The organism is Caballeronia zhejiangensis (assembly GCF_000698575.1).
Taxonomy (GTDB): Bacteria; Pseudomonadota; Gammaproteobacteria; order Burkholderiales; family Burkholderiaceae; genus Caballeronia; species Caballeronia zhejiangensis.
Genome location: NZ_JFHD01000016.1, coordinates 43,174 through 56,348 on the forward strand (window position 1 = coordinate 43,174; position 13,175 = coordinate 56,348).

The following is a 13,175-nucleotide window of genomic DNA, read 5'->3' on the forward strand; positions in this document are numbered from 1 at the left end:
CGTTTTTCTTTAACGACTCGAAATCAAGCCATGCTGCTCAAGAACGACCTCTTCGATGCTGCCGACCAGACTCGGTACCGCGTTCTCTCCATTGACCTTGAGGGGCACCGCGGCTGGGTCATGCCCGTGAGGGGTCCCGGTCGCTGGCCTGAATATCGAGACTTTGGCGTCTTGACGGGTCACGTATCGGTCAAGGCGCTTCGCGGGTCGGAGGCCGGTCACCAACCTGACCTCGCGTTTTATTCAGAGACGGCGAGGCGGCGTGCATACAAAGCCTATGACGCTATCGAACCGCTCATCAACCATCCTCAGATTTTCGTAGCGTCCGCTCGAGGACCGTTGGTCGAGGCGCGCGCGAGAGAGCTGCGCATATCCGAAACGACGCTCTATCGATACCTGCGCCTGTATTGGCGTAATGGGCAAACGCGGCTTGCGCTCATTCCTGACTTCGACAAGATCGGGCGCTCGAACGAGAAATTGACCGCAGGCCGCGGTCGTCGGCCCAAGGATGGAAAGTATCGCACCTTTCAGATGACGCCCGAAGACGCCAAGAACGTTGGGACAGCAATCCGTAAATACTATCTCGACGGCGAAATTTCGACCCTCGCCGGCGCGCACTTTCGCATGCGAGAAGAGTTCTACTCTTACCTCGACGGTAACGGCACGAGATATCTGCATCCGGACGGAGAATGCCCGTCAATTTTTCAGTTCCGACACATTGCCCGAACGAAGTTCACGCTCACGGAAATCCTCCGGAAAAAGCGTGGGTCGAAAGAATTCGACCGCGAGCATGGCGCTCATCTCGGAAGCGCGCTCGAAGAAGCTGTAGGCGTTGGCCACATCTACGAAATCGATGCAACGATCGGAGACGTCTTCCTTGTTGCGCTGGAAGACCGCTCGACAATTATCGGAAAGCCTACGCTTTATCTCATCTACGACCGCTGGAGCCGACTCGTAGTTGGTTTCTATGTCGGCCTGGAAAACGCCTCGTGGACAGGCGCGATGCTCGCGATCCTGAGCGTCGCAGCGGACAAGCAAGCGTTGTGTGCTAAGTACGGCATCCCGTACGACCCAGAGGATTGGCCCGCCGACGCTACCTTCCCAGAAAAATGGGTCGGCGACCGTGGCGAGATGAACAGCAACAATAGTTATCGGATTTGCGACGGAATGCAGTCGATTGTTGTCAACACCCAGTCCCTTTTGCCGCATCGAAAAGGCACTGTCGAATGCGGGTTTAGGCTGCTTCACGCGTCGATTGCAGATGTGACGCCCGGATACGAGCCGCCTATAAACGCCATCAAGCGCCGACAGAAGCGTTACTATCAAGACGCATCCCTGACTTTGGACGAATTCACGTCGATCGTTATCAAGCACGTCATTGCGCACAATCGAAAAGTTATGAAAGGCTATCGATTGGAGCCGCGACAAGTGCTGTCTGGCACGCCGGCGGTGCCCCTTGATTTGTGGAACGACGACGTCGCACGTCGCAGCGGCGCGCTTGCCAGGTATGACTATGATTTTCTCCGCTTACAACTGCTGCCGAAAGATAAGGCGACAGTTACGCAAGACGGAATTAAATTCAAGCGGCTTGTATTTGATTGCCCGTCAGCAAACGAGCTTGGATGGTACGTACAAGCGGGAAGACGGGGCAACTTTGTTGTCGAAATGTCGTATGACCCTCGCTCAGCTTCCTCCATCATCGTTTATAACCCTGCGGACCGTCGCCAGACGTTTGAGTGCAGGCTCGCGCCTGCGAGCAAGGACTTCGCTGGCTATTCATTCGCCGAAGTGGAATACATTTTCCGTCGAGCCGAACTGAACAATTTTGAGAATAAGGCTAGTGCCGATCAGGCGAAGGCCGAGCTGCGGCAGCACATTCGAGGGTTGAGCGAGGCTGCGGTGGCAGAGCGAAAGATTGCAAGCAAGGGTAAGTCGCGCTCAGGAAGACGAGCGGATACCGCATTCGCTCGTGCATCAGAGCTCGCGTCTCGCCGACGCGAAGATGCGGCCATGCCAACGATTACTGAACCCCTTCCCACAAACGTTATTCCAATGCAAACGGCGCCATCTGCTCGCCCAGCGTCTGATGACGGTAGTAAGAGCGAGCCATCACCACGCCTTGAGTCCAGCGCTGCGGGCGTTCCCGCGAAAGTGACCTCATCGCCCCTGCGAGACATGTTACGCCGAAAGGCACAGGAGAAACTGAATGCACGCGGCTCAGAGTAAGGTCGTTGTGGAGGCACAGTACACGCCGCAACGTATTCCGCGTTACAGTGGAAACCCTCTCATAGAGGCACTGCCTCCCTCGGTCGATGATGACACCCTTATTGACAGAATCATGGTCGCCCCGGACTTCGACGCGGAGCAGCGGGATTGGGAGACGCACGAGAGACTACAAATGGTCGCCGGACTTTCGTCGTTCCTGCGGCCAATGGAGCGACATGTTCAGCTGGCACGTGCCTTTGACACACTCATTCGGTCAGGATACGTGGGAAGGCGTCCGTCATCTGTGGAGCATGTCCGCGTGTTTCAAAACTTGTACGAGGCGATGCAAGCCGGCCGAGCCTTCACCGCCCCGTACCTTCCTCCTACCGAAGAGCAGTTGTCGTCAAGAGTTATCGGGATGTCGGGTACAGGAAAGACCACGACAATCCGCCGAATTTTCTCGTGGTATCCACCTGTCATTTATCACCGCGAGTGGCACTGTTATCAGATACCGTACTTACATATTGAGGCGCCCCATGACGGACTGTCGACGAAGGGACTCGCCGCCTCCATCCTCCGGAAAATTGACCAGCTGGTTCCGGACGCAGACTATTTTGGGATGCACGTCAACAACAATCGCAATAGCGGCGAATTGCTGCTGAATCACGCCGCTCGCGCCATGCATGACCATTTCGTCGGGGTGCTCGTTGTCGACGAGATTCAAAATTTGCGCAACGCGGGCACATCGAAGCAGACGCTCATGTCTGCCCTGGTCACCGCTTCCAATGAACTCGGCGTCCCGATTGTTTTTGTCGGCACGCACAAAGCGTCCGAGTTGCTCGGGCTTGACTTCAGACAAGGCCGGCGTAGCGCGGGGCACGGCTTCCCGACGTGGTCAACATTTCAGTCGAGCGGCGACCTGACGAACCCTGGCGAATGGGAGGACTTCCTACTCGAGTTGTTCGAGTACCAGTGGATTAAGACGCCTGTGATACTAACTCAAGGCATGTCGAACACAATGCTGGCGTGCTCGCAGGCAGTGCCTGACATTGCTATCAAGCTTTTTGCGTGTGCGCAGTGGCGCGCCATGCTTGATCGAAGCGAGACGTTCTCGGCCGCGACGATTACATCGGTCTTCGGCGCCGAACTCGAGCCGGTCAAGCGCATGCTGGATGCGATGCGTACGGGCGACACGCAAGCGTTGCGCGCATATGAAGACATACCACCGCTTTATTTGAGCTCACTCCTCGAAGACAGCCTCGCCAGCTTCGAGGGTTCTCGCCAACGTGGCGCGAGCGTTCGACCTGGAGATGAGGAATTCATTCCGGCCGTTGCAAAGGTGCTTCAGCAAGCAGGCATCGACGACGAGCGAGCGGCGTGGGCCGCGAAGAAGGTCGATACAGCCGGAAAGGTCACAGGGGTCGCGGCCGGAGCAGAAGCGGCGTTAGCGTTGACGAAGCCGCGCTCCCCCGCTAAGAGCAGCAAGAAGAAACCGGCCGAGTCTGTCGTAACACTCGCCCCCGACGACTACCGTCACGCGATTTCACGAGCCAAGGCGGATGGTACGACTGCTTTCAGTCATCTAATAACAATGGGGGCAGCGTGCCAGCTAGACGAAGTTTTGGGCCTCTGAGGCTGCATATCACCTGTCCCGGTTGAACATCTTTGCGGCACCAGGCGAGGCGCGCTGGCGCCCACGCGGACGGGTTTGGCTTCGGTATCAAGAATGAGTGGAAAAAGGCTAAAACGGATCCCTTACACGCCGGGCCAAACCACACTGCAAGGACTCAGAAAGTGAACCAAGCCATCAACCGAAATGCGGTTCGTCAGAACGACGGCATCGTTATCGTCGACAACGTTGCGTTGTTCGACGAACTCGCAGATTGTGCGGAGCACGCTGGTTTGACCGCGTGCGCTGCCGTTGCCAAGGTGTTTCTCCCGAAAGAGTTGCAGCAAGCGATTTCCGAGACGCATGTTTTGTCTTTTGCCATTCCTGCCAATGAAGAGATTGACTGGAACGCACAAGCCGCGAACATTCTCGTCCCGCATAACGAAATCGACTTCGAGCACCGCCAGGCAACATCCTTGTTTCTTCTCGGGAACGGCCCCATCGCGTTTGAGCCGAAGTATGGATTTCAACCTCTTTTTGGCTCCGATGGCTCGCTCTTCGTTTTCTTTTTGCATCGGGCCATAACCTATCTAGTCCGCTACAGCTGGAGCGAGCGTTTCCTCAATACGTGGGAAGCCTTGGATGCGTCGGCCGGAGAGAACTATCAACACGACGACGAAAGAGCGGCCCGAAGCATCATAGTCTTTGGGTCGTCCGTCAGCGGGGCGGCCGATGATATAGCTATCGTACCGGCTGCATATTTTGAAATTGGAAACGATGGACGGCTGTCTCAGTACTTCGCGTCGGCGCGCGTTCGGTCGAGACCGGACCTTTTCGTCCAGCGGTGTCCGGACGCCTGTTCGTGGAACGATTAAGCGTCGCCGGTATACGACGCTCGGTCGGCACGAAGGCCCCCGCTGAACTATCACATCCATTTTCACGACCGTCGCGCCTCGAGCTCGGCGGTCGTTTCTAGCGGCACACCGCCGACGGATCGCCTACGCCCCCCGCCATAGGTTGTTACGTTAGCGACAGCATTCGCCGCTCACTGCACGCGAGTACGTTTCGAAGAAAGGACGGCAGCAATGCAATCACATCAGCGAACCAGCAATAAAGCCGTTAATTCGGCCGACTTGGTAAGCGGCATTACAACGACCAATGCCATTGAGCTCATTCGAGCGACCGGCGAGTCAGGAATACATCGAACTTTCCCACTTGCGGCCCGGGACCTTCCGGTTGGCGTGGGTCGGCAGGACGACAGTTCGCCCTGTGTCGCCGTTCTCGCGGAGTCATCAGACATCGCCAATATCGCGAGTTATTTTGCAATAAAGTGCTTTGGCCCGCCGGAGGAGCCGAACCGTAATGTCCTAATTTTGTTGGGAAACTCGTCAATCGCGATGGATTTTGACTCGCTCGCAGTCAATCTGCTCTCTCGGCAATGCTTTTCGGTCCTCTTCGTGCATGCAGTCGGATGGACGATCGCGCGGTTCAATGTCGCGGACGGTGACCGGCAACGACTGCTCGCAGCCCTGTTCGGGGCATTTGGAGATATCGACTGCAAATCGTTCAGCCAGTCGGAGTTGATGCTCCCGGACAATGTCCGGTTTGGCTCGCTCGACGTTGATTGATTCCTCCCTTGTGCGTCCCGAGGCGCTTGCCGGCTGCGACCCGAGGCAATACCGATCGATCTGGGCCTGAACACCCTCTTTACAACGGACCGGACCAACCGGATCGGCCAGCAGTGAGACTTAAGGCTGGAAAACTAAACGGTCGCGCCGTCCGTCTCACCGCTAGCTTCTGAAGCGCGGCATCTGGCCAAACCAGTCTGAGCGGTACCGCGAGCGCGGGAGCGTGGCGCGCGCCGGCTGGAAAGCGATGCCTGAAGCGGCTGGTCGTCGCACGCGCCCTGCGGGACTCTCGTTGAACGGCTAGATTTTTGCACCCATATCTGAGGGGGCGCGGATAGGCTAATCCCGAACCTAGGACGCAGCGCGATCGAGGCGAAGCTCATTCCGGTCTTGCGCTGGTAAACGTTGCGAAGGCCCCGTCGCGCATCAAAGACCGGGCGGCTCGTTCTCCTCTTTCTGAGAACCAAGCCACTCCTTCGCTTTGGTGAGCTGCTGCTTTCGGTAGGCTAGGACATCTTCGGTTCGCACAAACATCTCAACCCCGTCGCGGTGATGCAGCGGAAGTAATCCCTGCTGAATCAGCTTTATCACATGAGGCCGCGACACGAAAAGCAGGCCTGCGACTTGTGCGACGGAGATTGTACCGTCCCCTGCCTCGTCCAAATTTGACGTCATCTCTCCTCCTTGCCCGTCGACAAAGGCAGTCTGACTTCCGCGCGTTCTTGATACAACGTGCTCCCAAATTAGCACAAACGTCGGCCCGTCCGTTCGCGGGGGGCCAAACGTTCAAACCGAGGCTACGTCGGTTCGGTAGGTGTTTGGCTGCGACGGGCCTCCCCGCAATAGATTCGCTTGCCTTTATAGCTTCCGGTTGCGTGGACATTAGCGGAGTCGTTCGATCGCTCGAATACGCCGTCATCCGCCTCATTTTTGATAAATCATATGGCCATGTGGATGCAATCATTTTAGGTAAGGCGGTCGCTATACGTTCCTTGAACTGAGGAGCGACAGCATGTGGCTGCATTCGATTGAACGCAAGAACGGGCGATTAGAAGGGAAAGTAATTGACAACGACGGTAGCGTAGATTGGATAGAGGCATCTTCGTTATGGCGGGTCAAAATGCGAGAGTCTGGTAAAACCAAGCTCAGATTTACGACAAATTTCGACGATTGGGAAGTCTCGGACTCGGCGGAATATCTAGCCTTGTCAGGCATGCATTACTGCGGCCCGGGTGACTCTCACAAAATCTACGTCGCGCACTATCTAGGCTTGCGCGTGCTGATTCCTGCCCTGGTTGTAGTTAAGGCACTTTTCACGCCAAACTCTATCTTCTTCAATCATCTTTATCGCCCGACAAGCCTCGACCAAATTGTTGCGCCGGTAATGCAGGCAAAAGGCCTTGGCTGTGTACTGATACATCGCGGATTGTCCCGCCGCATATGGGCAACACCGCCTAAACCAGCGCTTCTCCAGTGGATGTATTTCTTTCCGTCGGCACGCGAAGCGTTTGCTTCCATCCGCGCGAACGCTTTGCGTAGAGCTATTGGCCTTGAATTGCCGAAGCTGCTGGCTGATGGCGTGCTCACAGGTTCGCTTCACGGGCGAGTTTTTGTCGCGTCTTCGATGTCTTTGCATCGCTTGAAACCACAAGAGCAGGCTTTCTCCTGGGGTGGAGAACAACCAGTCGAGTTCACACTTCAGTCGAGTCAAGGTGCTCTGGAAAATCTGAATCCCATACTGAAGAACACGAACCTCATTGAAGGACCGAATGGATGGGGTCTCGCCGACACCGAATGGTCACAACTGAAACATATCGTCCGACCCTATCATTTAGAAGCCTCGAACGATGACCGAACGCTAATAGATGCAATTCTTATCAAACTCGCGACCGGGATGGGGTGGCGCAGTGTGAACGGAATGTTGGGAAACGCAACGAAAGTGAGTTCCTTTTACCAACGTCTTCGACAATCCGGTCGATGGGAAGAATTCGAGGCATCGCTACTCCGGCTTCGGCAAGGAGAAGAGCAAGCTTCCTTGGTGCCGCGCCAGGGCGCCGTTCTATTTGCGCACAACCCGAGAATAAGGCTGCGTCCACGCAAGCGCACTTAGTTTGACTGCGAATGCTTGTCGACTTCGGGACTGAAGCGCCCTTCATGGTCGGCGCGCGCAAGCACGCTCGGCAGACAGAGGAGGCTACCAGATCACCATCGACGCGATCTCCCACAGAAAGTCTCCTTCAGCATGCCGCGAAGCGCATCACGGCAAACGCATGAGCAGAAAGTGGATTTTTGTGGCGCCACGCGAAAAAAGACGCGTTTCGAGAACATTGGGTGTTATTTCGCTGCTCCCTGACAAGCAGAGGATGGACGGCAACTTGCCGTTGCCCTGTGCGGCAAATCCGGGCATGCATGACTGCGGTCGGCTGGCGTGCGAATGATGTCGCAGAGGCGAATCGGTAGTCGTGCGCAGAAGTTGATCGGACGTTTGCCACGCGCGTGCACGGTCGGTCGGGTTCGCGTGGAAGCGGTCGGCACGTCCTCAAGCACGCCTGCGCCGAGCAGCGGAGATTAAGCTGTGAACGGGCAGCCTTGATTCCGCAAGAAGAAATGGAGCGCGCAGGCGCCTCCTCGCCACGCGATGAGGCTCGCTGCGACGGAGTGTGAAAGGCACCCATAGCGGTGCTCGTCGCCCCCAAAAAAAGGGGTGGTCTGCTGGCCCGCGAAAACAGAACACAGCCGACTTAGCACCCTCAAATTAACGACGTTGTGCAATCACCAAGCACCCGATTTCGCCTGGATAAAAGCCGCAGCGAACGATCTCTGCGGCATATCGGGTCGATTCAATGCCGGGTGTACGGTGCTTGGCTCGCGTGCAATACGCTTGCAATCGAGCCGGGATGACTCAACTGGTCTTCCATGCTCCCCGCCAACAGCAGGTTGACTGCATGACGCTGAATCGATGCGCCATCGCCTAAGACGCTCGCGCGTTTGAGGCGGTTTCCAACCGCAACCATCGCTGTAATCAGCTCGGGCGAGAACGATGTTGCGGCCTGCGCTTTGTGAGGCTTGAGCGCTGCGGAACTGGACGGGAGGGCAAAGCCCACCTTGCCGAAAAGACAGTTGTACGGGGCAGTGTCGGGTAGCAACAGTGCGAAGGCACTCTCGCCAGCGCTCTTCCAAGTCCTCATTGCGGCCCTGATTTCTGAGGCGTTTGCATCGGATAACCAGTGGACATGGAGGCCCCAGGTCGTAAGCGTGAACTGATGCAGTTGAGCTGAAGCGTGTTGCACCGTCTGGGACGTGAGCGACACGGGGGCGTCTGCCTTCAACGCTACGTCTAAAGCCTCGTAATCGTGATGGTCAAGGGACGCAGTCAAAACAGGGAAGTCAGCAAGTACAGCTCGAGCCAGAGGGAATCCGTCTCTGAATTGCCAGGCTGCGGCGATTCCCCCTAATGCAAACAATCCACTGCTGTCTTCGATTTCGTAGTTCATATTCTACCTTGGGTTTTTCTGGACTTCCGGCTATCCGCCGGCTCTGGGTTTGTCTGGGCAGCTATCGCTGTCGTGAAAGCGACGTTGCTGCCTGAGACATATAGCGATGTACTGTCGGGATCGCGTTTTCTAAAATGAAACACGGTGAACATCTAAAACGGATGCCGTACTGCGAAGCAACCGCTCGTAGCCCTCATCTATCCGATGACGTTTGTCGACCGACGAACCCGTCGGAGAAACGCAACTTATTTACGCGTGGAGGGTGACCGCGCCAGCGGCGCTAATCGACCCATAGACTTGATGTAGCTGAGCCCGGTCCGTCAAGACGTTTGCGCGCTCTCGGTAGGCCGTGTTCTCGGCGACGATAGACGCGTAGAGCCTCGTGGATTGAAGCAGCCCGTCAAGAGACTGGAGAAGCATGGAATTCCACTTGTAGCGAACCGATGCGACGCAATCTGAAAGCACGTAAACAACGGTTAGAGCGCCGTCCACCCGTTCAAGGACCGATGCAGCATCACCGTAGTCGAGCACGATTGACCCGGTACCAAGCCGAAGCATCGTCTGCACTGGCCCACTGCCCCAATCGGTCGTGTTGTAGGGAATGAGCCAATCTGCAGTTCGGGAGGCCCATTCGACTTCCATGTAGGGTGGAACGGTTACAACCATCATGGCGTCACCATCTACCGCCAGACACGGATGCGGTCTCCGCTTCGGTAAAGTCAGTCATCGGCGTCGCTCCGATGCACATCTTCGCTAAAAGCCTCTCGAACAATTTGTTCGATGCGGAGAACGACGCTGTCGGCAGCTTTGCGAACCTTTCGCGTGCCGAGTTGGGTAGCCGAAAGTTGTGCGATGCGAGGGTGCGCACAAGTGCTGACGCGACGAACTGTGGTATGTCGAACTCCGAGTCGATGCGGCGCATCGCTGTCTTCCAACCAGTGCAGGTCATATCACCGCCGCTCAACTTCGCTTGATGCGTTCGCCACTCTTTGCTTGCACTTAGCGTCAATCCGATATGCCGCAAACAGGCGTATATCCGCGTTCAGATGCGGAAGCGTCTCGTGGGTGAAAAGTACACAGCAATTTGCCACGCGATACGGCCCTGGGGGGTGACGGAAAGGCCTGTGCGACCAAAGCGCGCTGCGACTTCGAATCTTCTCAATTGATACGCAATCCGTCGCAGACAGGCTCGACGCTCGGACAGCGACCGTCTCCTAGATACACCGCAACGTCAGTGTGTATCCGGGCTGCATCTCATCTTACAAAAGCCTGCACACCAATTGGCTTGAGCTCGCGACCTAAAACCGGCTGTCGCCGCTATTCAAATGCAAACGCTTTGTTTCGCGTAATACCGCTTCTGCGAGATCCGATGCACGCGCAGGCGTGCACGGCATGTCCTTCTCGAGCCCGAAAAAGCTCCATTTCATAAGTCGGAGGGCAAGGTCAACACCGTCCGGAGGTATGCCAAGCTTTTCTGTCGTTGCCGCAATCAAGTCTGCTACGGCCAAGACAACATCGGAGTTCGCATTTTTGACATCATTTTCCCCTTGCGAACTCAAATCTTTGAAGCGCAGGCAGCACAGGTAAATGGCATCAAAGGCGGCCACTATCCGTGCGGATGGCGGAGTTACTGTCGAGCGGCTGTCCCGCAGGAGCACGCCTGCCCGGGAGAGCCGTGCAGAAGACAGTTGCTCATTTGCTGTAACTTCATCTACTGAGACCAACTGAGTTGACCGACTACACGGATTATCGATGTGCTTGCTCATCTGGCTGTCTACCAGTTTGTCATACGCCTAGGAGCTTTTGACGTGGGGCGGCATCAATGCGCGAGCGCAATAACTTCAGCGAAAAGGACTGCTCGCAAACGCTCCGGTTCCGCCACATGCCGATCATCGTTAAGCTTGGCGACGGCATGTGCAAGTAAAATCGTGGCATCCTGTCGGGATCGCAGCCCCACAGAGACAAGCCAATACGCTCTCTTTCAAATACACGCGAAGCTGCAGACGAAGCGAGGAAGACGGCAGGTATCAATATAATTTTACTTCTAACCCGCGAATAGGCGCGCGTGACTCACCGCGCGACTTGAGTATAGATCAAACTAGCGCAATCACACGATTATCTTGACGTGGATAACCCACCCCAAGACATTGCGCGTTGGTGTCGCCGTCCCGGTCGAGTCTGGCAAATTGCTCTTGACTGTCCAACGCGGTCCTCTCGGCTTCGGCCGCAGCCGTGCAGCGAGGTCTGGCCTGTGAGCCGAGTCATTTCGAAAGTTTGGCTACCAAGAGTTCGATAGCCACCTTACCCTACGACGCTAAGCCTCTTATGCCATCCTGTCTCAGGCAGGGTAAACCGCTACGGTTCCGACGTTGGTAGAACCGAGCCTGCCGGCAGGATCCGGCCTTACACCAAATCGCCGATCGTCCCGTCGAGCCACCGGCAGCACTTCTCTATCTCCATCGGTCGTTCATAAACGACTCGGCACGCAAATTGAACGTCTATCCGAACCACAAGTGCGCCATTGAGATGCCAGAGGGCTCTCGGCTAGCCGAGAGCGGGGTCGGCACGCGTGGCTGAGCCGACTCTATCCTGTACCACATCGCAATGCTGACCGACTTTACGTTTCAGGACGCTGCTTGTGACTGCGAAGTTGGCCAAAGAAGCCTAGACAGAGTCGGTTTTGAGAAGCCATCGCACGAGCAGGCTGTGGCATCGATCCTTTCAGCACCGCCAAGCCTTGTTCGATTTTCTTACTGCGATTGAACGACTTTGACGTCAACGGGCAGACAAACGCGACGAACGTCAAGCCAATGTTGGCGGCGTGTTCCATCACAAAAGGGCCGGCATAGCGCTTGTTTGGAAAAATCAGAACAAGTATTAAAAAATCGCGGCTTATCAAAGCCGCGATTTCTAATCATTCCAGCCTCAGTGCACCGACATTCCCCCGTCTGCCATCACAGGCTTGTCGCGCATCACATTGCCGTGTACATATTGCTGCTGGCGGGGACTCACAAGCAGGTTGACAATGACCCGGTCCAGAGGGGTATCCGGAATGTCGGTAGTAGCCTGGGCCTCGACAAATCCACTGCTCGCAACATCGCTGACCATGTCAAAGAATTCTTGCGAAGGCTCCGAACGAATTTGGTCCCTGAAGCGGTCGAGCGTCATGCTGCCTGCAGCATAGTCTATGACTACATAGGCCATTTGGTCTGAATGGCCAATTGCGATGGGGACCTGCCCGCGCTTTCTCCACGCATCAACTGCGCGCCAAACATCACCGTCAGACATATCTGCGAGCCAATAGAACTGCACGCCACCGACCTGAAAGCGAATGGTCATAATCTGCATCTTGTCACCTGCTCGCGAAAGGCTCGCTATATTTCCGAATCCGAAGCAACTGGGGGCATTTCCGTTCTGATGTGCCTGCATAAAGGTATTGAACTCTGAAGGGTCCACCGTTGCATTCAAGACAGGCAAGTTTCCCGGAAACTGCTTCGCCATTTGGCACGAAGACTTGAACTCGGCGTTCCGACTAAGGCCGCCAATAGCCAGCATAGAGAACGTGGTATCGAAAAGCGTATTTTTAGGCATGGTTGGATTTCCCGTGTGTCCTGTCAGGTGAAGCAGCTATCGAAGTGCTGCTGTGACATATAGCGAACGCATGGAAAACTGCAGAAATCTAAAACGGTGTCGCGTTGACTGAAGGCGACAAAAGCGGTTTTAGGTGGTGTCGCCCTCCGTGGGCAGAGATTGAATGAGCGTTTGCCACGCGCCGGTACGGCAATCTTGTTCCGGCGCGAAGCGGTCGCCACACCCTTGGGCTACGTCGCAATCGCAGTTCTAAAGCGAAAAACAATGGTCATCCAAAATGGATGGGGTGCCGCGAATCAGCGCCACGCGCGATTCATGCCTTTGCAACACGTTTTAGGTGGAGGCGAAGCCGCCCCTAACCGCGCAACTTGCCTAGATTGAACGTCACAGCACCGGCAGCGCTGATGAGGCCGTAGACCAGGCGCTCGTGGCCGCGGTCCGGCGATAGCTTTGTGCGCGCTCGATCCGTCATGCTCTCCGCAACGATAGACGCGTAAAACTTCGTCGCCTCGAACAGTCCTTCGAGGGAGTCCAGCAAGGGACTCGACCGGTGCAGTACCGACGCAATGCTATCTGAAGCGCATAAACAACGACTAGAGCGCCGTCCACCTGCTCAAGGACCAGTGCCGCCTCGACGTAGTCGAGCGC

At 56.0% G+C, this 13,175-nt stretch carries 9 protein-coding genes; 5 read left to right on the forward strand and 4 right to left on the reverse strand.

Annotated features, from left to right (window positions below; translation table 11 throughout):
* The first annotated feature begins 30 nt into the window (after positions 1-30).
* From BG60_RS20180 to BG60_RS20195, 4 genes are all read left to right on the forward strand, one after another.
* Entirely contained in the window at positions 31-2,226 is a 2,196-nt protein-coding gene (locus tag BG60_RS20180; RefSeq protein ID WP_034472516.1) for a Mu transposase C-terminal domain-containing protein, read from the forward strand.
* Positions 2,207-3,838 (forward strand): ATP-binding protein, encoded by a 1,632-nt coding sequence (locus tag BG60_RS20185; RefSeq protein ID WP_034472517.1) that lies wholly within the window; start codon positions 2,207-2,209, stop codon positions 3,836-3,838. Before BG60_RS20180 ends, BG60_RS20185 begins: the two co-directional genes overlap by 20 nt.
* 161 nt (positions 3,839-3,999) lie before the next feature.
* Positions 4,000-4,689 (forward strand): hypothetical protein, encoded by a 690-nt coding sequence (locus BG60_RS20190; protein WP_140401895.1) that lies wholly within the window; start codon positions 4,000-4,002, stop codon positions 4,687-4,689.
* Positions 4,690-4,899: 210 nt separating this feature from the next.
* Complete coding sequence (locus BG60_RS20195; protein WP_034472520.1) at positions 4,900-5,442, forward strand: hypothetical protein; 543 nt, start codon at positions 4,900-4,902, stop codon at positions 5,440-5,442.
* Positions 5,443-5,868: 426 nt separating this feature from the next.
* Here BG60_RS20195 and BG60_RS20200 read toward each other — a convergent pair whose 3' ends face one another.
* Positions 5,869-6,117, reverse strand: a complete 249-nt coding sequence (locus tag BG60_RS20200; protein WP_034472522.1) for a helix-turn-helix domain-containing protein — start codon at positions 6,115-6,117, stop codon at positions 5,869-5,871.
* A 337-nt stretch (positions 6,118-6,454) separates the two neighbouring features.
* Here BG60_RS20200 and BG60_RS37000 point away from each other — a divergent pair, with 337 nt between their 5' ends.
* Positions 6,455-7,552, forward strand: coding sequence for a transposase (locus BG60_RS37000; protein WP_080443070.1), 1,098 nt, complete (start codon positions 6,455-6,457; stop codon positions 7,550-7,552).
* A 730-nt stretch (positions 7,553-8,282) separates the two neighbouring features.
* On the opposite strand, the gene BG60_RS20205 is transcribed toward BG60_RS37000, so the two are convergent.
* The 3 genes from BG60_RS20205 to BG60_RS20225 form a co-directional block, all read right to left on the reverse strand.
* A complete protein-coding gene (locus BG60_RS20205) occupies positions 8,283-8,936 on the reverse strand; it encodes a hypothetical protein (RefSeq protein ID WP_140401894.1) in 654 nt (217 codons plus the stop codon).
* A 1,298-nt stretch (positions 8,937-10,234) separates the two neighbouring features.
* A complete protein-coding gene (locus tag BG60_RS20220) occupies positions 10,235-10,702 on the reverse strand; it encodes a hypothetical protein (RefSeq protein ID WP_140401893.1) in 468 nt (155 codons plus the stop codon).
* Between the two features lie 1,159 nt (positions 10,703-11,861).
* Positions 11,862-12,527 (reverse strand): hypothetical protein, encoded by a 666-nt coding sequence (locus BG60_RS20225; protein ID WP_140401892.1) that lies wholly within the window; start codon positions 12,525-12,527, stop codon positions 11,862-11,864.
* Positions 12,528-13,175: the final 648 nt, after the last annotated feature.

Bases quoted from the DNA above. Each gene is read 5' to 3' on its own strand.
- BG60_RS20225 (WP_140401892.1), bottom strand. From the start codon at position 12,527: ATGCCTAAAAATACGCTTTTCGATACCACGTTCTCTATGCTGGCTATT.
- BG60_RS20180 (WP_034472516.1), top strand. From the start codon at position 31: ATGCTGCTCAAGAACGACCTCTTCGATGCTGCCGACCAGACTCGGTAC.
- BG60_RS20220 (WP_140401893.1), bottom strand. From the start codon at position 10,702: ATGAGCAAGCACATCGATAATCCGTGTAGTCGGTCAACTCAGTTGGTC.
- BG60_RS20185 (WP_034472517.1), top strand. From the start codon at position 2,207: ATGCACGCGGCTCAGAGTAAGGTCGTTGTGGAGGCACAGTACACGCCG.
- BG60_RS20200 (WP_034472522.1), bottom strand. From the start codon at position 6,117: ATGACGTCAAATTTGGACGAGGCAGGGGACGGTACAATCTCCGTCGCA.
- BG60_RS20205 (WP_140401894.1), bottom strand. From the start codon at position 8,936: ATGAACTACGAAATCGAAGACAGCAGTGGATTGTTTGCATTAGGGGGA.
- BG60_RS20195 (WP_034472520.1), top strand. From the start codon at position 4,900: ATGCAATCACATCAGCGAACCAGCAATAAAGCCGTTAATTCGGCCGAC.
- BG60_RS37000 (WP_080443070.1), top strand. From the start codon at position 6,455: ATGTGGCTGCATTCGATTGAACGCAAGAACGGGCGATTAGAAGGGAAA.